The 19195-nt window shown below is 53.7% G+C and carries 18 protein-coding genes; 3 read left to right on the top strand and 15 right to left on the bottom strand.

The genetic code is table 11. From position 1 onward, the window contains the following. Positions 1–3 precede the first annotated feature (3 nt). Positions 4–1116: an NAD(P)/FAD-dependent oxidoreductase gene (locus O5O45_RS01150; RefSeq protein WP_305903478.1), complete on the bottom strand. Its 1113-nt coding sequence runs from the start codon at positions 1114–1116 to the stop codon at positions 4–6. Positions 1117–1270: 154 nt separating this feature from the next. On the opposite strand from O5O45_RS01150, the gene O5O45_RS01145 reads away from it, so the two are divergent. Continuing rightward, on the top strand, positions 1271–2218 hold the full coding sequence (locus O5O45_RS01145; protein ID WP_305903477.1) for a DMT family transporter: 948 nt from the start codon (positions 1271–1273) through the stop codon (positions 2216–2218). On the opposite strand, the gene O5O45_RS01140 is transcribed toward O5O45_RS01145, so the two are convergent. Further along, positions 2187–3398: a saccharopine dehydrogenase family protein gene (locus O5O45_RS01140; protein ID WP_305903476.1), complete on the bottom strand. Its 1212-nt coding sequence runs from the start codon at positions 3396–3398 to the stop codon at positions 2187–2189. The two genes, O5O45_RS01145 and O5O45_RS01140, sit on opposite strands and share 32 nt — an antisense overlap. 204 nt (positions 3399–3602) lie before the next feature. On the opposite strand from O5O45_RS01140, the gene O5O45_RS01135 reads away from it, so the two are divergent. Then, a complete protein-coding gene (locus O5O45_RS01135; RefSeq protein ID WP_305903475.1) occupies positions 3603–4058 on the top strand; it encodes a hypothetical protein in 456 nt (151 codons plus the stop codon). Positions 4059–4132: 74 nt separating this feature from the next. Here the strand turns inward: O5O45_RS01135 and O5O45_RS01130 are convergent, their stop codons facing one another. The 12 genes from O5O45_RS01130 to O5O45_RS01075 all read right to left on the bottom strand — a co-directional run bounded on the left by O5O45_RS01130 (position 4133) and on the right by O5O45_RS01075 (position 17282). Beyond that, the gene (locus O5O45_RS01130) at positions 4133–5431 is read right to left on the bottom strand and encodes an adenylosuccinate synthase (RefSeq protein WP_305903474.1); all 1299 of its coding nucleotides are present in this window, start codon (positions 5429–5431) and stop codon (positions 4133–4135) included. 13 nt (positions 5432–5444) lie between these two features. After that, complete coding sequence (locus O5O45_RS01125; protein WP_305903473.1) at positions 5445–6668, bottom strand: ATP phosphoribosyltransferase regulatory subunit; 1224 nt, start codon at positions 6666–6668, stop codon at positions 5445–5447. 44 nt (positions 6669–6712) lie between these two features. Continuing rightward, positions 6713–6901 carry a DUF2065 domain-containing protein gene (locus tag O5O45_RS01120; protein ID WP_305903472.1) on the bottom strand — a complete coding sequence of 63 codons (189 nt, stop codon included), beginning with the start codon at positions 6899–6901 and terminating at the stop codon, positions 6713–6715. A 162-nt stretch (positions 6902–7063) separates the two neighbouring features. After that, positions 7064–7948: a protease modulator HflC gene (gene hflC, locus O5O45_RS01115; RefSeq protein ID WP_305903471.1), complete on the bottom strand. Its 885-nt coding sequence runs from the start codon at positions 7946–7948 to the stop codon at positions 7064–7066. Further along, the gene (hflK, locus tag O5O45_RS01110; RefSeq protein ID WP_305903470.1) at positions 7948–9114 is read right to left on the bottom strand and encodes an FtsH protease activity modulator HflK; all 1167 of its coding nucleotides are present in this window, start codon (positions 9112–9114) and stop codon (positions 7948–7950) included. Before hflK ends, hflC begins: the two co-directional genes overlap by 1 nt. A gap of 146 nt (positions 9115–9260) precedes the next feature. Further along, on the bottom strand, positions 9261–10553 hold the full coding sequence (gene hflX, locus O5O45_RS01105; RefSeq protein ID WP_305903469.1) for a ribosome rescue GTPase HflX: 1293 nt from the start codon (positions 10551–10553) through the stop codon (positions 9261–9263). Between the two features lie 17 nt (positions 10554–10570). Then, the gene (hfq, locus tag O5O45_RS01100) at positions 10571–10822 is read right to left on the bottom strand and encodes an RNA chaperone Hfq (RefSeq protein WP_305903468.1); all 252 of its coding nucleotides are present in this window, start codon (positions 10820–10822) and stop codon (positions 10571–10573) included. A gap of 134 nt (positions 10823–10956) precedes the next feature. Next, on the bottom strand, positions 10957–11955 hold the full coding sequence (gene miaA, locus O5O45_RS01095) for a tRNA (adenosine(37)-N6)-dimethylallyltransferase MiaA (RefSeq protein ID WP_305903467.1): 999 nt from the start codon (positions 11953–11955) through the stop codon (positions 10957–10959). Continuing rightward, a complete protein-coding gene (gene mutL / locus O5O45_RS01090; RefSeq protein WP_305903466.1) occupies positions 11955–13799 on the bottom strand; it encodes a DNA mismatch repair endonuclease MutL in 1845 nt (614 codons plus the stop codon). The genes miaA and mutL overlap by 1 nt, the downstream gene beginning before the upstream one ends. 152 nt (positions 13800–13951) lie before the next feature. After that, complete coding sequence (locus O5O45_RS01085) at positions 13952–15274, bottom strand: N-acetylmuramoyl-L-alanine amidase (RefSeq protein WP_305903465.1); 1323 nt, start codon at positions 15272–15274, stop codon at positions 13952–13954. Positions 15275–15303: 29 nt separating this feature from the next. Then, positions 15304–15786, bottom strand: coding sequence for a tRNA (adenosine(37)-N6)-threonylcarbamoyltransferase complex ATPase subunit type 1 TsaE (gene tsaE / locus O5O45_RS01080; RefSeq protein ID WP_305906177.1), 483 nt, complete (start codon positions 15784–15786; stop codon positions 15304–15306). Positions 15787–15791: 5 nt separating this feature from the next. Then, positions 15792–17282, bottom strand: a complete 1491-nt coding sequence (locus tag O5O45_RS01075) for an NAD(P)H-hydrate dehydratase (RefSeq protein ID WP_305903464.1) — start codon at positions 17280–17282, stop codon at positions 15792–15794. A 156-nt stretch (positions 17283–17438) separates the two neighbouring features. On the opposite strand from O5O45_RS01075, the gene queG reads away from it, so the two are divergent. Beyond that, entirely contained in the window at positions 17439–18563 is a 1125-nt protein-coding gene (queG, locus tag O5O45_RS01070) for a tRNA epoxyqueuosine(34) reductase QueG (RefSeq protein ID WP_305903463.1), read from the top strand. On the opposite strand, the gene orn is transcribed toward queG, so the two are convergent. Then, complete coding sequence (gene orn / locus O5O45_RS01065; protein ID WP_305903462.1) at positions 18552–19100, bottom strand: oligoribonuclease; 549 nt, start codon at positions 19098–19100, stop codon at positions 18552–18554. The genes queG and orn overlap by 12 nt on opposite strands. Positions 19101–19195: the final 95 nt, after the last annotated feature.

Here is a 19195-nt window from a genome sequence, read left to right as displayed (position 1 = left end):
CTATTAATGATTTAATATCCGCTTCGCTACCTTCTCCGCGAGGGCAAGTGAGGCCGTCAGCCCAGGCGACTCAATACCGAACAGGTTATACCAGCCTGCAACGCCGTTCTGTTCAGGCGTATCGATGATAAAGTCCTCTGCGCGCGCGCCTTGCGGCGACAACTTGGGTCGGACGCCTGCATACGCCGGCTGCAGCATCCCCTCTGGCAACGCAGGCCAGTAATTGCGTATAGCCTGGGCGAACTTAGCCATCCGTTGCGGGTCTACACTGAACTCCGGCCGATCTATCCACTCGACATCTGGACCGAATCGCGCCTGCCCCCCCATGTCCAGGGTCAAGTGCACTCCCAGTCCGCCGTCCTCCGGCACAGGGTATATCAAGCGCTGAAAAGGGCTGCGTCCCGATAGCGAAAAGTAACTTCCTTTGGCGAAATAGATCGGAGGAATTCCAACAGATGGATAGCACTCCACGTTAGCAAGTACTCCCATCGCATCCAACCCCGCGCAATTCACAACCACTTCCGCACGCACCTGACAGGGCGCCGCGCCGCCAACGCTCAAGGTAACTGACTCTGCATCAATACGCCCACCCAGCAATGGCGAATTAAGCGCCGTCATTCCGCCCGCACGTTCAAAATCACCCTGTAAGGACAACATATACTGATGGCTGTCGATAATGCCGGTAGAAGGAGAGTACAGCGCGCCAACAGACTTTAACTCAGGCTCCATCGCCTGAACTTGGGCCTGAGTCAACCACTGTAAGTCCGTCACGCCATTGGCGGCGGCCGCCTCATATATCTGCTGCAAGGCATCCATCTGATCAGGATGGGTTGCAACAATGAGCTTCCCGCAACGCTTATGAGGAATCCCTCGAGAAGCGCAGTACTCGTACAATAGCGCCTTACCCCTTACACAGGTCTCGGCTTTCAGGCTGCCCTGCGGATAGTAGATGCCAGCATGAATCACTTCACTGTTGCGAGATGATATCCCAGAGCCAATAAGACCCTCTCGCTCCAACAGCAGCACATCCTGCCCGCCTTCAGCCAACGCCTTGGCGATGCTTAGCCCCACAACACCTGCGCCAATCACTACAATGGATGTTTCAAAAAGCTCCATAACAGTTTCGTCGCTCTCACCTGCTTAATGATTGATATAAACGGAAAAATTGGCCGAACAGATAGAATTTATCCTAGAATTGAAAGCCCCGAAAGCCCTCATGGCAGGACCAGGCGTTCTCCCGCCTTGCCAGCAACACAAAAGGACCCGCGCAGTGAGCGACGTCAATGCCTCTGATTCACTCTTCTTTCGAATAGCGCCTTACTTAGGACTGGCGGGAACATCATTATTTTGGGCGGGTAACGCACTGGTGGCGCGCGGCTTCAATGACAGCATTCCTCCGCTGGCGCTGTCTTTCCATCGCTGGCTGGTTTGCGCGCTCCTTATCTCGCCGTTTATTTTGCGGGCGTTCCTGCGTCATAAAGACCTCATAAAGCAGCACTGGCTCAAAATAAGCGTGCTCGCTTTTCTCGGCGTGGCGACCTACAACTCACTGCTGTATACCTCCGCGCAATTCACCTCTGCACTCAATATCACATTAGTGAACTCGCTGTTGCCGGTAGCCACCCTGGTTTTAGCAATGCCCCTGCTTGGCCAGCGTCTGAATCTTAAAAGCGGACTCGGCGTGTCGCTCGCCTTCCTCGGCGCGCTATATGTGATACTACACGGTGAACCAAGCACGTTGCTCTCTTTGCAAATGAATGCCGGCGACAGCATCATGGCGGCGGCGATGGTTATTTGGTCACTGTACTCCGTTTTGTTGAGAAAATGGGCCATCCCCATCCCTGGCTTTGACTTGTTCGCGATTTTGCTGGGACTAGGGCTACCGATGATCCTGCCCTTTTATGCTCTGGAACACCATATTAAAGGCGGGTTCGAGTGGACCTATGACTTGGCGGCGGTTATCGCCTACGTTGCGATATTCCCATCACTCTGCGCATACCTGTTGTGGAACTACGGCGTCACCAAGACATCTCCCAGCACCGCCGCTTTATTCGCCTATTTGACGCCGCTGCTTACCGCCCTGCTATCCATCCCTTTTCTCGGCGAGCATCCTGAGAGCTACCATCTTATAGGCGGTGGAGCGATTCTAGCCGGGCTGTGGCTCTCTCAGGATATGGGCAAAAGCGTCAAACCGCCGATTCCAAAACCTCGAACTTGACGCCTCTTTGCTGCAATCGATCCATCAATGGACGCCCCATCGCCATGACTGGGGTGATCACGCCGTATGATTTCGGTAATTTGCGTCGATCCAGCGCCAGACACAAGCCGCTTTCCGCCAGCATTTTTGAGGTTTCGCCATAACCTGGGTCGCCGCCGCTTACCTGCGTCTTTATACGACGACCGTCGCAGGAACCAATAAACACCACCTTAAACCAGCCCCGGCTGCGCTGCTCAGGTGTAGGCCCCTGCCCCGCTGGCTTGAGGCTTAAAAGCCAATTACGCGTAGGTTTGAGCTGAGCCAACGCAAATACGCCGCCGACAAGCGCAGCGCCTGCAATAACCCGGGGCAGCTTCTTCACCTGAACATAATGGCCATATTTAAACTCTTGGCCATATTGCTCAAGCGCCCTGGCGCTGCGTTTCACCACTTGAGGATCAATCGTAGGAAAAGGACACGCCCAAGCGTTGATTTCCTTACGAAAACGCAAATTGAAGTCCACACTCCCGACTTTACGGGTAGATTCAGACATGCGCGGCTTGTTGCGCTTATCTGACCGCGCCTGTCGGGCTCTCGAAAATGCGTGCACAGCGGAATGCCAGGTTCCACCGGAAAAAGCGCCCCCAGCGCGCACAAATCCTTCCAGCTTAACGGGGTTGGCGGCCAAGGCGTCTGCAGGCAAGCCCTGGGTCAACTCAGTCACCGTATAATAAGCCCCCAGATCATGAGGAATACTGTCAAAGCCGCAACAGTTTACTATTCTGACTTTATTGCGCTTGGCGACCTCATCGTATTGACTGATCATCGCGTCTACGAATTCAGGCTCCCCTGTAAGGTCTGCGTAGTCTGCGCCCTGCGTCACGCACGCTTTGATCACCGGCTCTCCAAATTTGATATAGGGACCAACTGTATTGATCACCGCTTTTGCGTCTTTGGCCATCGCATCCAGGCTGGCCTGATCTTCGATATCCGCCTGAATCACATGCAAACGACTACGCACATCCGGATTAATAGAGCATAGACGTTTTTTTAATCGCTCCAGCTTCTCTGGATTCCGCCCGGCAATCGCCCATACGAAGTCCTCCCGCATCATCGCCCTAGCCAGGTACTCGGCGGTCAGCTCCCCTGTGTATCCCGTCGCCCCAAATAGAACCAGATCATAGATTTTCTTGTTCGCCATGTGGAATATCCTTGTACCGACTTGACAGTATGCCCAGCGCCACGCGTTAATAGGCCGTTTAACCTAGGACGCGAGAATCCTTCAATTCTCATCCGAATGCAAATACATACATTAATAATCCGGTTATAATACCCCCCGCCCAAGGTAAAACAACAGACAATCCGGGGGCTTAACGCTAATGAAACTTGGAATAGAATTACCGACATGTCGGATAAAAAACAATTTGCCATAGTGATGCTGGTATCGGCGCTGTTTGTATTATGGATTTTATACGGCAGCCTGGAGATAGTTTTCATAAACGACGAGCTCAAAGAAGACCCCGTACTTTCAAAGTACCCCTATCATTTCAGGGTCATAGAGAAGGACGGCCGCATCGCCGTCATGGGCACCCTGCATTCCAACCAGAAAACGCTATCAAAAGCGTTGCGCATTGTGTTTCCAGAGCTAAGGGATGAAAGGGACAACTCACGCTCCTTGCTACAGGCAGAAAAAGATTTCGCCAGAATGCAGACTTACGCTCAGGATCTCGTGTTGAAGAATGAAGCTTTCGACTTTGTTCGCTGGGAGCTTGATGAAAACTGGCTTAGAGTTCAGGGCATACCTTTTGAAATGAAAGGCCCGGACGCCGTCTCCCCCATGGCTGACGCCAACGCCAACTAGGCCCACATACGAAAAACGCCCCAAACGGGGCGTTTTTTTATAGCTCGCTGAAAGGGGCTAAGCGCCCCTTCAACTTATGCTGAGAATGGGTGTCTCAATGTGATCGTCTCGTTACGATCCGGACCAGTGGAAATAACATCAATTGGCGCTTCAATCTGCTTCTCCAGGAAGACGATATAATCTTGCGCGTTCTTAGGAAGATCTTCTACGCGCTTGACGCCAAAAGTACTCTCTTTCCAGCCTGGCAGCTCCTCGTAAACCGGCTCCACCTCACCAAACGCTTCACAGTCGATTGGTGGGCGCGTAATTTCAACGCCATCCGCAGTGCGATAGCCAACGCATACTTTCACAACATCCAAGCCATCCAGGACATCCAGCTTAGTCAGGCAGATTCCAGAAACGCTATTGATTTGGATGGCGTGACGCAGAGCAACCGCATCAAACCAACCACAGCGACGAGGACGACCAGTCGTTGCGCCAAATTCGTTGCCTTTCTTAGCCAAATAGGCGCCAACGTCATCAAATAACTCTGTTGGGAATGGACCTGAGCCTACGCGCGTCGCATAAGCCTTGGTGATGCCCAATACATAGTCCAGATACATCGGACCAAAACCGCTACCGGTCGCAGTGCCGCCCGCAGTGGTGTTGGATGAAGTAACGAAGGGATAAGTGCCCAGGTCAATGTCCAACAAGGAACCCTGAGCGCCTTCAAAAAGAACATTCTCGCCACGCTTTCTGAACTCATGCAGCATGTCAGTGACGTCCGCCATCATCGGCAGCAACTCTTCCGCCATTTTCAGAGTTTCATCGAGCGTCTTCTGATAATCAATCGGAGCGACCTTATAGTAGTGCTCCAGAACAAAGTTCTGATACTGCATGATCTCCTTCAACTTCTCAGCAAAGCGCTCAGGCTTCGCCAAATCGCCAAGGCGTACGCCGCGACGCGCTACTTTGTCTTCATAGGCGGGACCAATGCCTCGACCAGTCGTACCAATTTTCGCCGAACCCAGACGCTCTTCCCGCGCCAGATCCAAAGCCTTGTGGTAAGGCAGAATCAGAGGACATGCAGGGCTCAGGAATAGACGCTGACGCACTGGCACGCCTTTGTCTTCCAGGGTCTTGATCTCCGACAGCAATGCATCCGGCGCCAACACTACGCCATTACCAATTAGGCAGGCGACATTGTTGCGCAAAATCCCTGAAGGAATCAGGTGTAGAACGGTTTTCTGTCCGTCTATCACCAAAGTGTGCCCGGCGTTGTGTCCGCCTTGGAAACGAGCCACCGCAGCAACTTCTTCCGTCAGCAGATCCACAATCTTACCTTTGCCCTCGTCACCCCATTGAGTGCCGAGAATGACCACATTTTTGCCCATGATGATTAAATCTCTATTTAACTTGATTAGGATTGAATTCGGTTAAGGGCGTTACGATCCATTGCCCCGACTCGTCCCGTACGATTTGGCGATCACAGTGGGAGGCCCAGTGGCCGGCTTCCTCACCAGGCATCAGTTGTATAACTCTGTCACTCCGCCGCAACTGCCTGATCAGCTCCCATAACTCTGCTTCCTGACCGTTTGGAGCCAAAATAGCGCCCGCCGGCTGCGCCCATTCGCGCTTGCCCATGCGGTATAAAGCTTTCAAATCCACGCTGAAGCCCATCGCAGGGCGCCCCCGTCCGAAATCGCGCCCTACTTCATCATAACGCCCGCCCTTCGCCACAGCCTGTCCCAGGCCTTCGGTATATGCAGCGAACACCAGACCGGTGTAATACTTGTAGCCACGCATTTCACAGAAATCGAAGTAAATCTCCACTTCCGGGTAGCGCTCGCCAATAACTGCGGCGACTTGGCTCATTTCGTCCAGCGCGTACTCAATATCTGGATTACCCGCAAAAATTTTGCGCGCTTCTTTCATTTTCTCTTTGCCGCCGGCCAGTCTCGGCAGCGCCATGACTTTTTGACGAATTGCTTTGTCTGGAATAGTCGCAGCTATCTCGTCAACCTCTGGAATCGCTTTTCTGCGCAAAGCCTCAAACAGCGCCTCAGACTGAATCTTGGACAGTTTCGCTTCCGCCAGTATTGCCTGATAGACGCCAACATGAGCGATATCCATGTGCAGCGGACTGATCTTAGCCAGATTCAGCGTTTCCAGCATCAGAGAAATAATCTCAATATCGGCGGCTGAGCCCACTACACCATAAAGCTCACACCCAGTCTGAATTGGAGTGCGTGAGGAAAACATACTGGGAGATTTTGTGCGCAAAACACTGCCGATGTAACAGAATCGACTGGCGACATCATGGGAACGGCGTGAGTCTATACGAGCCACCTGGGGCGTCATATCCGCTCTAATTCCCATCAGTCGTCCGGTAAGCTGGTCCGTCACTTTGAACATCTCCAACTCCAGATCGCGCCCAACGCCAATAAGCAGAGAGTCCAGGAATTCCAACAGGGGCGGCACGATCATTTCGTAACCCCAGGAGTGATAGAGGTCCAGCAACTGTCGTCTTAATTCCTCAATGCGTTTGGCCTCTGGCGGCAACAATTCTTCCACGCCATCAGGGAGAAGCCATAAATCAGATTCGGACATTGACTGCGTATCGCCAAACATTCATTTCACCTTTTTGGTGCGCAACGTTTTGTGTGAACGGAAGGTCACTGCTTGATCAGGTATAACAGGGCAGTCCCAACAAGCATGCATACAAGACCGGCCATCCGCATAGTCCCATCATCAACTTGCGCCAACCGGACCACCATGTTTCGCCAGCGTCGCGGATACAGAAAAGGAAGGACGCCTTCCAACACCAACATCAGACAGAGCGCAATTCCCAGTTCCCGCCACATTGGGATCACCCGTTACCTTGCTTTGCGCCGTTCAAAACTGAGAGCAAAGCCACACAAAATATATACAGTTGCCGGTATTTAATCACAAAAAAACCGGGATAGTTCCCGGTTGCAGAATATTACCACTATTTCGGCGGCTTCCCAATGCTTTTTAAGGCTGGGTTAATTCCCTTGGGAAGCGCTTCGTGGTTGTTTCAGGTATCGAAGAAACTCGCTATCTGGTTGCAGGATCAGCAAGTCCCCCTTACTGGAGAAGGTTTGCTCATAAGCGCCCATACTCCGGTAGAAAGAGTAAAACTCCGGATTTTTGCTGAATGCGTCAGCATAGATCCTGGATGCGACGGAGTCGCCTTCTCCTCGAATCTGCTCAGCTTCTTTGTAGGCATTCGCATCAATAACCGTTCTTTCGGCGTCCGCCGCCGCGCGCACGGCTTCGGCTTGCTCTTCACCTTGTGAACGATGCTGCTGAGCAATTTTTAGACGCTCAGACTCCATCCTTTCGTACACAGAGTCGCTAACGCGAGTTGGCAATTCAATCGCACGAACACGGATATCATTGATTTCAATACCAAATTCTGTACGGGCAATTTGGTCCAGACTCTTGGTCAGCTCTTCCATCAGCTCTTCCCGTTCGCCAGCAACCACTTCATGCATGGTGCGACGGCCAAACTGATCACGCAGACCGTTATCTATTCGCGACTCAAGCAGACGCACCGCATTATTTTCATCGCCGGCGGTGGAGCGATAGAACTGCCCCACATTCACTATGCGCCATGTCGCGTATGAGTCGACGTCCAGCGGCTTTTGCTCACCAGTAAGGTAACTCTTGGTTGGCAAATCCATTACCAGTACCCGGATATCAAACTTCCGGGCCACATCCACAAAGGGGATCTTGAAGTGAAGCCCAGCTCCGATATCGGATTCGACCATACCGCCAAATCGCAGCAATACGGCTCTATGAGTCTCTGGAACAATGTATACGCCTTGCATGACGACAATGATGGCCAGCAAGATAGCGCCGAGAGAAATTGCAAATCTTGTAGTCATTATTGGCCCCTGCTTCTGCTCAGAACTTCGTTACGGGAACGGAAATCCTCCACTGCGCGGGAAGTGCCGCTGGAGCCCGTATCGACATTACGCGGTATGATAGCGCCCGCTGCCGGAGCCGCATCTGCGCGATTCAGCATCTTATCCAATGGAAGGTACATGATGTTGTTTCCTTGCCCTTGATCCACCAACACCTTGCTGCTGCCAGACAAAACTTTCTCCATCGTATCGATATACAAACGCTCGCGGGTTACCCCTGGCGCACTCTCGTAGATCTCAAGCACTTTCAAGAAACGCTGGGTTTCACCTTCAGCCTGCGCGATCACCTGATCCCGATAAGCTTTGGCTTCTTCGATAACCCGCTGCGCCTTACCTCTAGCTTCAGGCACGACCTGATTCTTATAAGCTTGCGCTCGGTTGATGACCTTTTGCTCGTCCTCTTTAGCACGCTGAACCTCCTCAAATGCAGACTTAACCGCCGCAGGAGGCTGTGCAGCATTGATGTTCACTTTCTTCACTTCAATGCCAGAGCCGTAGAAGTCAAGATAACGCTGTAAACGATCCTGCACATTAATAGCCAGAATCGCACGCCCTTCCGTCAGAACTTTATCCATAGATTCAGAGCCGACCTCATGGCGCAAAGCGCTGTCTATCGCAAAGTCCAAGGTGGTGACGGGGTCGCGCATTACCAGGGTATATTTGCGCAGATCGCCAATAACGTATTGAACGGTCAGATCAATATCAACGATATTTTCATCTTCCGTCAGCATGTGGCCTTTTTTCTTCTGATTGCGAACCGAAGTAACTTCTTCAATAAAGACTTGGTCAATCAGAGGGATTTTAAATTGCAGACCAGGCTGACGCGTATCCAAATACTTACCAAAGCGCAGCACAATCGCGTTTTCTTTTTCGTCTACACGGAACACAGAGTTGGAGACAGCGAGCAGCACCAATACAACGATAATAATCGCCGCCACGCCGCCAGAGACGCCACCACCGCCGGAAGAGCCCCCCCGGGAAGGCTTGCCGCCAAACAATCCGCCGACTTTCTCCAGACCTTTGCGAATGACTTCATCCAGATCTGGCGGTCCGTCATTCTTGTTGCCGCGACGGCCTGAGCCCCATGGGTCCTGATTATTATTTCCGCCTGGTTCATTCCAAGCCATTTTATTCCCCTTCGTTGTGAAGATTTAAAGCTTGCGCGTAATACTATTTATCTATGTCTCGATCGGCAAGGTTCTGAAATGTAATTAAGATAACGCCAACATACAATGCAGCGCGCCCAGATCGTCGATATGCACAACCTCTGAGCTTAGCAGACATGTCCGGTAAGCTGTTCAAGTTTCACGCCTTCCTTATGCGCTATTTGCAGCCAGTCGGTCTTCGGCATCTTTATATGCACAGAAAAGGAACCATCCTCCCTCACCTCTTCTGACAACACAGCCTCTCTTTCATAAAGCTTGGCGCGCAAGCGCCCCAGCGCGGGCGGTATGCAAAGCGTCTCATCGACCATATCAGCGCCCAACAGCTTTCCGGTCGCCTGCTCCAGCAGCTCAAGACCTTCTCCGGTGACAGCCGAAACCCAAACACGAACTGGCTCGCCATTTTCATTCATTTCCAGGCGAGGCTCGGCAGCCTCCAGACGATCCACTTTATTGAAAACAAAGAGGGAAGGAATATCGTCAGCGCCGATTTCCTTCAAAACATCCTCAACTTGCTCGATGTTTTCCCTGCGCTTCGGGTCGCTCGCATCCACGACGTGGAGCAATAACGAAGCATTGCAGGTCTCCTCCAATGTCGCACGAAACGCGTCGACAAGCTTGTGAGGAAGATGTCGGATAAATCCTACCGTGTCAGCCAATACCACAGGCCCGTAGTTCTCCAGATTAACGCGCCGCAACGTCGGATCCAACGTCGCGAACAACTGATCGGCGGCATAAACATCGGACAAAGATATGCGATTAAAGAGAGTAGATTTGCCAGCGTTAGTGTAGCCAACAAGAGAAATGGTCGGCACTTCCGCCCGGCGACGTGCGCGCCGGCCCTGTTCACGTTGTTTGCGAACTTTTTCCAGACGCTTGTGTATAGATTTGATGCGACCGCGGATGAGTCGTCTGTCAGTTTCGAGCTGGGTCTCACCCGGCCCACGCAGACCAATTCCGCCTTTCTGACGCTCAAGGTGGGTCCAGCCCCGCACCAGCCTCGTAGACAAGTGCTCAAGCTGAGCCAGCTCCACCTGAAGCTTACCTTCATGAGTTCGCGCTCGCTGGGCGAAGATGTCCAGAATCAGACCAGTCCTATCCAGAACCCGCACCTGCAGATCTTTTTCCAGGTTTCGTTCCTGACTAGGAGTAAGAGAATGATTGAACAGTACGACTTCCGCCTCGTGCTCAATTACCGCCGCCCTGATTTCCTCCAGCTTACCGCTGCCGACAAAGTACCGCGGACTGGGCTGATTACGGGTTCCGGTGACCAACGCAACAGGATCTGCGCCGGCTGATAAAGCTAATTCCGTAAGCTCGCGAGGGTCTTCTCGATCTTTTTCTTCCAGCATATCCAGGTGAACAAGTACAGCTCGCTCACCCGCTTTAGGACGCTCAAACAATCAGGCGCTGCTCCGCATTAAGCGTTAGATGCTTCGTTCTCTCCTTCGCCTGGTGCGGCGATACGTACGTTCCGGGCAGGGACGACGGTGGAGATAGCGTGCTTGTAAACCATTTGGCTGACGGTGTTTTTCAACAGAATTACAAACTGATCGAACGATTCAATTTGTCCCTGCAGTTTGATGCCGTTTACCAGGAATATGGATACCGGGATGCGTTCCTTCCGTAGCGCATTTAAATAAGGGTCTTGTAAAGACTGCCCTTTTGACATTGGAATTCTCCTACTTATTAGTTCTAATTATCGGTGATTAAATTACTAACTCGTGTATGCATTATCACCAGGGACGGTTTGCCAGCACTTTGGACAGCATTGAGTAATAGTATAGCGCTAACCTCCGATCTGACCTATAGTGGATTACACGATTGTAACCGTTGTGAAATCAGTCGCATAGCGACTTCGACTAATTGTGTATCATCTGCAGACAACCAATTTATCTCGGGCCAGGAGCGCAACCAAGTCATTTGTCTTTTCGCCAACTGACGAGTGGCTGCGGTCGCTTTTTCCACCATTTCTTCCCGACCAAACTCACCTTCGAGATAAGACCACACCTGACGATACCCTACCGCCCTGATAGAGGGCAGCCCCACATTCAGGTCGCCACGCTGACGCAACTGCTCGACTTCATCTAACAAGCCTTGCTCCAGCATGATCTGAAAGCGCTTGGCGATACGGCCGTGTAAATCTTCTCGCTTAACGGGAGCCAGAGCTAAGTTTAGCGCATTGTAAGGCAAAGCTGCGCCATTCACACTGTCCCAATTGAGCTCATTTTCCGGATTCACTCCATCCGCCGCCCAATAATGCGAGAGCGGCTTCCCTGTCAGCCGATACACTTCCAAAGCGCGCTGAATGCGCTGACGGTTATTCGGGTGGATTTTAGCCGCCGCCACTGGATCGAATTGGCGCAGCTGCTCATGCAGCGCCGGCCAGCCAACCTGCTCCGCTTCAGCCAGTATCTGTTCACGCACATTCTCGTCCGCGCTGGGCATATCGCCTAACCCTTGGCACAAAGCTTTATAGTACATAATAGTGCCGCCTACCAGCAGAGGAATGCGCCCAGCGTTAACGCTTTGCTCCATGAGGCGTAGCGCGTCAGTGCGAAACTCTGCAGCGGAATAGGGTTCAGCCGGATCGCGAATATCAATCAAATGATGAGGGTAGCGCGCTAACGTTTCCGGATCTGGTTTGGCGGAACCGATATCCATGCCGCGATACACCATGACAGAGTCAACGCTAATCAAGTCACAGGGGAGACGCTCGCTCAGCGCCATTGCAAGGTCCGTTTTACCGGATGCGGTTGGCCCCATTAGCAATATGGCAGGCGGCAGCGCCTTTTTATCTGACACTATCGCCCCCGCAAAAACAGTTTATCCAGCTCAGACATCGTCAGCTGCACCCATGTCGGTCGGCCGTGGTTACATTGCCCGCTGCGCTCGGTATCTTCCATATCCCTCAATAACGCATTCATTTCGGCGATGGTCAGCTGCCGGTTGGCCCGGACCGCACCATGACAGGCCATAGTCCCCAGTAGCTCATTCATGGTTTCCTCTACTTTGCGAGTAGACCCATGCTCCGCAAGCTCCGCAATAACGTCCCGCACCAGAGCTTCAACATTGGCATTCCGCAATAACGCCGGGACTTGCCGAACAATTATAGACTCTACGCCGGCGACTGTGATCTCCAGCCCCAACTGGCACAACGTCTCTGCATTCTCTTCTACAGCCAAAGACTCCCGGCGGCTGACAGCCAGATTCATCGGCACCAGCATAGGCTGAGTGGTCACGCCGCTATTGTGCAATGAGCGCTTCATGCGCTCGTAGACAATGCGCTCATGCGCCGCATGCATATCGACCAGAACCATGCCTTGCGCGTTCTGGGCCAGCACGAACACGCCATGCAACTGCGCAATCGCATACCCCAGAGGGGCCTCTGCAACGTTATCCATGGCTGGCGCAGCTGCAGCCGACGCAGAACTTAGCCTATCGCCAAACCCTGAATTATCATGCAATTGCCCGTAAGCGGAGATTTGCTCTCTCACAGCGCCTGCAGACGGTGCGCCCGTCATCGCAAAACCAGATGCAGCAGGCTGCTGCCTCAAAGGCAATACATCCTGCGTCGGCCACTGCATTACCGGACGCACCTGTTCTGCTTCCACATTAGGCATGGCCTCCGCCGCTGCAGTCTGCGGCTTCACTTCGGCCAGCGCCCTGTGCAAACTGCGAAACAGGAAATCATGGACCATACGCCCTTCGCGGAAACGCACTTCGTGCTTGGTTGGATGCACATTCACGTCGACGGTGGCGGGATCCAGCTCCAAATAGAGCACGAAGGCGGGATGGCGACCATGATAAAGCACATCCTGATAGGCCTGCCTTACTGCATGCGCCACCAGCTTGTCCCGTATCACCCGGCCGTTGACGAAGAAGTACTGCAAATCCGCCTGACTGCGAGAGAACGTAGGTTTGGCCACCCAGCCGCTCAATGACAGCCCCGATGCTGAAACATTGATAGGAATGGCGCTCTCAATGAAATTTGAGCCGCAAAGCTGTCCGATACGACGAACGTGATCTTCTTCCGACCCGGCCGGGCGTAACTGATGCACGACCTTCTGGTTATGCCGCAAGGTAAACGCGACACTCAGTCGCCCCAACGCCTGCCGTTTGATAATTTCTTCAATATGTCCAAACTCTGTTTTTTCCGTACGCATAAACTTACGACGCGCCGGGGTATTATAAAACAGATCACGGACTTCCACGGTGGTGCCGGGAGTATGGGCCGCCGGGGATATTTCCGGCTTCATGTCACGCCCTTCCACTTCCACTTTCCAGGCTTCACCCTGATTTTGTGGACGAGACGTCAGAGAGAGACGGGAAACGGAACATATACTGGCGAGCGCCTCCCCTCGAAATCCCAATGTCGCTACCGCTTCCAGGTCTTCCAGCGTTTCAATTTTGCTGGTGGCGTGGCGGGACAGCGCCAGCGGTAAGTCTTCCCGCTGAATACCGCCGCCATCATCGCGAATTCGAATCAGTTTGACGCCGCCATTCTCAATGTTGATTTCAATTTTGCGCGCACCAGCGTCCAACGCATTCTCCACTAACTCCTTCACCACAGAGGAGGGCCGCTCGACGACCTCACCCGCAGCAATCTGGTTGGCTAATCGGGGGGAAAGTAAATGAATCTTCGACATCGGGTATTTCGACAAATTATCAAAAAGTAAGTCGCCTTGACTCTGAGCGGACTGAGCCGCGGTCAAGGCGCGCAATTGCCGCAGATGGTAACAGATGTATGCAGACAACAGAACCGGCGCACAAGGCGCCGGTTTATCGGAGCGAGGCGTGATCAGGTAGTAGGAATTATCAGGACCTGGCCAATCCGCAGAGACTCGGTAGTCAGCCCGTTATGACTCATCAGATCGTTAAGACTGATGTTGTTTCTCTGGGCGATGCTGCTGAGCGTATCGCCCTTCTCGATGACATATGTCTGCCCCAACTTGCCTTGCCCTGACTGCTTTTTCCAAGCCAGCAAGGTACCCGGCGGCGGCGCATCGACAAAATACTTTTGCAGCCCACCATATATTGCCGCTGCAATTTTCTTTTGGTACTTACTGGTTTTCAGTCGCTGAGCTTCGGAGGGGTTGGAGATAAACCCCGTCTCCACCAGGATGGAGGGAATATCCGGGGACTTCAACACCACGAACCCCGCCTGCTCCACTCTTTTCTTATGCAGACGAGATACGCCGCCTACAGACCTCAACACGCTGTCGCCCACAGTAAGGCTGGCCTTCAGGCTGGCGGTCATGGACAGGTCCAACAACACGCCGGCCAGCACCTGATCCTTATCCTCCAGGCTCACCCCGCCAACACCGCCAATCAAGTCAGACGTATTTTCCTTCTCCGCCAGCCAACGCGCCGTTTCACTGGTGGCGCCGCGTTTGGAAAGCGCATACACGGAGGCGCCATTAGCATCCGGGCTCTTGAAGGCGTCCGCATGCACGGAAACCAGCAAGTCGGCGTTATATTCACGAGCCAGCGCAGTACGGTTGCGCAAAGGCACAAAGTAATCGCCTTTACGCGTCAGACGACTGGAAAAGCCACGCTCTTGATCCAACAACGCCTGCAACTCACGTGAAATCGCGAGCACCACGTCCTTCTCGCGAACGCCTTTAGGACCAAGGGCTCCCGGGTCTTCACCACCATGGCCGGCGTCGATCACAACCACAATATCGCGCTTCTGCGTATGATCATCAGCCTGCTTCTTGACCTGCTGCGCGCCTCCCGATCCATACAGATCGATAACCAAACGATGTCCATATTGGTCATTCGGCTGCAACGCGAAACTTTTCGGATTCACGCCCTCCCTAAGGTCCAGCACGACGCGCAAATCCTTGGCGCCGCGACGGGCGCTACGGATGCGTTGAATTGGCGTCCCTTCGTAACTGACGGCAGAAAAGTCAGTCTCCAAAGTAGCCTGCGAAATATCAATCACCAGTCGATCCGGTTTCGACAAAGCGAACACCTTGTGATCCACTGGTCCACTCATATCAAAAACCAAACGAGTATGGTCCGGCGCCGGCCAGACACGGACATTACTGACCGTGGCCGCTCCTGCAATGGAAGAAATCAGTATCACACTGAGTAATATCAGTCTGAGCGCTACTGTCATCTTGTAAACCTCATTGCCCAGTATAGTCGTTACTCCCGGGACTGCTGCTTTGCATCATACGCCTCCAGCCACTGACAGCCTCGCGTGGTGTGCGCCAGCAGTTTGATTCTGCGGCCTTTCATCAACACTTGAATATCCACCGTCAGGTCAGGCTCCGGCAACAATGGAGCGCCTTTATCAGGCCACTCCACCAAACAAATCGAATTTTCATGGAAATAGTCGCGGATGCCGAGAAACTCCAGCTCCTCCGGGTCCGCTAATCGATACAGGTCAAAATGAAAAACCAGCTTATCTTCCAACTGATAAGGTTCGACCAGAGTATAGGTGGGACTCTTAACCAAACCTGAATATCCCATGCCACGCATCATGGCGCGCGTCAGCGTGGTTTTGCCCGCGCCTAATTGTCCTTGCAAATAGACCACGCCGGGCGCAGCAAAGCATTGCGACAACTCATCGCCCAATACCGCCATCGCCTCTTCATCAGGAGCCACTACCTGCCTGGATGAAAGCATCTGCGTCATACCGTCGCCTCACGCATTACCGCCCCTAACTGCTTTAATAAGTCGCCGGCCATTAGAGAGGCCTGCGCTACACTTTCCGTCGCGGAGTCCGCCGCCGCGCCATGCCAGGCCGCCGCCAGTTCAGCCGCCGCCAATGGAGTCATGCCCTGCGCCAATAATCCCGCCGCAAGGCCCGTTAACACATCGCCCATACCGCCGCACGCCATTCCCGGGTTGCCCGCCTGTACGACCACCAGTTCGTCTTGATCCGGCGCCGCCAGCACTGTCCCTACGCCCTTCAATAAAACATGACAATTATAGGCCTTCGCCAAATCTCGCGCCGCCGCAAAGCGATCCCGCATCACCTCCGCCACCGAGCACTCCAGCAAACGCGCCGCCTCTCCTGGATGCGGCGTCATTAAAGAGCGCGGATTGAGCCGATGCTTACGAGTGGCGATCATATTCAGGGCGTCAGCGTCGACGACCATAGGTTTGTCAGCGTCGAGGCATGTTTGCAGGCACATTTGTCCCCAAGGCTCTTTGCCTAACCCAGGGCCCAGGGCGACCACATCCGCCAACTCCAGCATGGCCAACAGCTCTCCCCGACTGTTGATTTCCCGAAACATGACTTCGGGTAGTCGAGATAGCCCTGCGCCAACATGTGCGGCGCGGGTGGCGCAGGACACCAGGCCACAACCAGCGCGATAAGCTGCTTCCGCCGCCATGATCGCCGCCCCGCCAAAACCAGTATCGCCGCCAACCACTAGAACTCGGCCAAACATACCTTTGTGCGACGATGGCATTCTAACAGGCATTAAGTCGACAGCCTGTGAAAAATCAGAACGTCGGCAGGCCGCCGGGATCTTACTGTAAATGTCAGCGGGAACATCCAGGTCGTCAAACACAAGCTCGCCGGCATAGTCAGGCGCCTCGCCTGTCAGCAACCCCCGCTTCGTACCGATAAAGGTCACCGTCATCGCCGCGTTCACGGTTGCCCCCAGAGGCATACCGGTGTCCGCGCACAAGCCGGAGGGAATATCCAAGGCGATGATCGGCTTGCCGGCCGCATTGATGGCGTTAATCGCCGCTGCATAGTCAGCGCGCACCGCGCCGGATAGTCCGGTCCCCAGCATAGCGTCGACCACGAGGTCGCCACTTATAGAAGAATCAGGGGACCACATAGCCACGTCAACACCGGCCGCGCGGCAACTCGCATAGGCCTGGGACGCCTCACCTTGCAATTTCTGAGGATCGCTCAACGCGAATACTTCGACCTGTAAGTGATGACGGCGCGCCAGTTCGGCCACCACATAGCCATCGCCGCCGTTATTGCCGCCACCGCAGAAAAGAGTCAATCTCGCCGCCTCAGGCCAACGACGCATCAGCGCGCGAAACGCCGAACGCCCCGCCCGTTGCATCAGTTCATAGCCGTTTTCAGCCGCCATGGACTGTATGGCCAACGCGTCGAGCTGACGCACTTGCGCCGCCGTGTATAGGCCCTTCGACATAGGATGGGAAACCCGCGCAGGTGACATTTCAAGAATCCACTTCAATTAATAGCGCTATACATATGTAAATTTTAGCAAAATACTCGAAAAAGACCATTTCGTAAACAACCATGCGCCGATGTGTCACAATAGCCCCCTGGATTAAAGCGGTAACTTATGACGAACGATACTTACAGCCAATCTCAACTTAACCAGTTGGCGGGCGACATCAAAGGATGGGCGCAAGAGCTGGGATTTCAGCAGTGCGGCGTCACTGATGTGAATCTCGGCCGCCACGAAGATGCGCTCAAAGACTGGCTGAGCAAGGGCTATCATGGCTCCATGGGATATATGGCCGACCATGGCGACAAGCGCAGTCGTCCAGCGGAACTGCTGCCCGGCACACTGCGCGTCATCAGTGTGCGCATGGACTATTGGCCGGAAAGCAAAGGGGTAGCGCAAGCACTCCTGGAGCAAGACCAATCCGCCTACGTCTCCCGCTACGCCGTCGGCAGAGACTATCACAAACTTATGCGTAAACGCCTCGCCCAGCTGGGCAAGCGCATCCAGGAAGAAATTGCGGAGTCCGCCTATCGGGTCTTCGTCGACAGCGCGCCGGTGCTGGAACGGGCGTTGGCGCAAAAGGCTGGGCTGGGCTGGATCGGCAAAAACACCATGCTGATCAACCCCAAAGCGGGATCTTACTTCTTCCTTGGCGAGCTGTTCACTGACCTGCCCCTGCCCGTCGACCCGCCCTACCCCAAAAACCATTGTGGAAGTTGCAGCGCCTGCCTGGATTTATGCCCCACTAAAGCATTTGTGGCGCCCAATGTTCTGGACGCACGGCGCTGCATTTCCTATCTAACGATAGAGCTTAAGGGCGAAATACCCGAAGAACTCCGCCCGATGATGGGCAACCGCATCTTTGGCTGCGACGATTGCCAAATGGTTTGCCCCTGGAACAAGTTTTCCCGACTTACCGGCGAAAAGGACTTCTCGCCCCGCCATCGTCTCGACAGCGCGGAATTACTGGAGTTATTTGCATGGACAGAGGAAGAATTCCTCAGCAACACCGAAGGATCTGCGATACGTCGCACAGGACATGAAAGCTGGCTGCGCAATATCGCTGTGGCGCTGGGCAATGCGCCGACGTCGCCAGAGATTATTGCCGCATTGAAGGATAAGTTATCGCACCCTTCCGCCATCGTTCAGGAGCATGTGCGCTGGGCGCTGGCGCGACATGGCGAGCCGCTCGCGGATGCAACGGAGCGGCAGGAAGCGGAAAAATATTCAGTCCGTTAAACGCAGGAAGTGTTCGCGGTAGTAACGCAATTCTTCTACAGACTCTCTGATGTCCTCCAACGCCTGATGCGAGCCTTTTTTCTTGATGCCCGCAGCCACTTCCGGCCGCCAGCGACGGGCCAGCTCTTTCAACGTACTGACATCCAGATTGCGGTAATGGAAAAATTTCTCCAGGTCCTTCATATAACGGGCCAGAAAGCGGCGGTCCTGTCCAATGGAGTTGCCGCACATGGGAGAGCAACCTGCATCCACATGCTGCGCCAGAAAATCCAGCATCTGTTTTTCCGCCTCAGCTTCTCCGATTGTGCTGGCCTTGACCCGGTCCGTCAGACCACTGGTCCCATGTGTATTACGATTCCAGTCATCCATCAGCGCCATAACGCTGTCTGGCTGATGCACTGCGATAACCGGTCCTTCGGCGACCAATTCCAGGTTGCTGGTGGTAACGATCACCGCCATTTCAATAATTCGGTCCGAGTCAGGATCCAGCCCGGTCATCTCCAAGTCGATCCAAATCAGGTTATCGCGACGTGACATAACTTCTCCATCGTTTTACAGTAGCACCGGCGTCAAACGGCGACATCAGAAAAATCAGGCAGTGTAGCGGCATCCATAACCGTTTGTAAGCCTTA

The organism is Hahella sp. HNIBRBA332 (genome assembly GCF_030719035.1).
Lineage (GTDB): Bacteria > Pseudomonadota > Gammaproteobacteria > Pseudomonadales > Oleiphilaceae > Hahella.
The sequence above is the reverse complement of the archived record's forward strand: the minus strand, read 5'-3'. Positions and strand labels throughout refer to the sequence as shown.

What these genes read in the sequence shown, in the direction of transcription:
- queG (WP_305903463.1), top strand. Translation starts at nt 17,439, where the DNA reads ATGACGAACGATACTTACAGCCAATCTCAACTTAACCAGTTGGCGGGC.
- O5O45_RS01135 (WP_305903475.1), top strand. Translation starts at nt 3,603, where the DNA reads ATGTCGGATAAAAAACAATTTGCCATAGTGATGCTGGTATCGGCGCTG.
- O5O45_RS01075 (WP_305903464.1), bottom strand. Translation starts at nt 17,282, where the DNA reads ATGTCGAAGGGCCTATACACGGCGGCGCAAGTGCGTCAGCTCGACGCG.
- orn (WP_305903462.1), bottom strand. Translation starts at nt 19,100, where the DNA reads ATGTCACGTCGCGATAACCTGATTTGGATCGACTTGGAGATGACCGGG.
- tsaE (WP_305906177.1), bottom strand. Translation starts at nt 15,786, where the DNA reads ATGCTTTCATCCAGGCAGGTAGTGGCTCCTGATGAAGAGGCGATGGCG.
- hflC (WP_305903471.1), bottom strand. Translation starts at nt 7,948, where the DNA reads ATGACTACAAGATTTGCAATTTCTCTCGGCGCTATCTTGCTGGCCATC.
- hfq (WP_305903468.1), bottom strand. Translation starts at nt 10,822, where the DNA reads ATGTCAAAAGGGCAGTCTTTACAAGACCCTTATTTAAATGCGCTACGG.
- O5O45_RS01130 (WP_305903474.1), bottom strand. Translation starts at nt 5,431, where the DNA reads ATGGGCAAAAATGTGGTCATTCTCGGCACTCAATGGGGTGACGAGGGC.
- hflK (WP_305903470.1), bottom strand. Translation starts at nt 9,114, where the DNA reads ATGGCTTGGAATGAACCAGGCGGAAATAATAATCAGGACCCATGGGGC.
- O5O45_RS01150 (WP_305903478.1), bottom strand. Translation starts at nt 1,116, where the DNA reads ATGGAGCTTTTTGAAACATCCATTGTAGTGATTGGCGCAGGTGTTGTG.
- O5O45_RS01085 (WP_305903465.1), bottom strand. Translation starts at nt 15,274, where the DNA reads ATGACAGTAGCGCTCAGACTGATATTACTCAGTGTGATACTGATTTCT.
- mutL (WP_305903466.1), bottom strand. Translation starts at nt 13,799, where the DNA reads ATGTCGAAGATTCATTTACTTTCCCCCCGATTAGCCAACCAGATTGCT.
- O5O45_RS01120 (WP_305903472.1), bottom strand. Translation starts at nt 6,901, where the DNA reads ATGTGGCGGGAACTGGGAATTGCGCTCTGTCTGATGTTGGTGTTGGAA.
- O5O45_RS01140 (WP_305903476.1), bottom strand. Translation starts at nt 3,398, where the DNA reads ATGGCGAACAAGAAAATCTATGATCTGGTTCTATTTGGGGCGACGGGA.
- O5O45_RS01125 (WP_305903473.1), bottom strand. Translation starts at nt 6,668, where the DNA reads ATGTTTGGCGATACGCAGTCAATGTCCGAATCTGATTTATGGCTTCTC.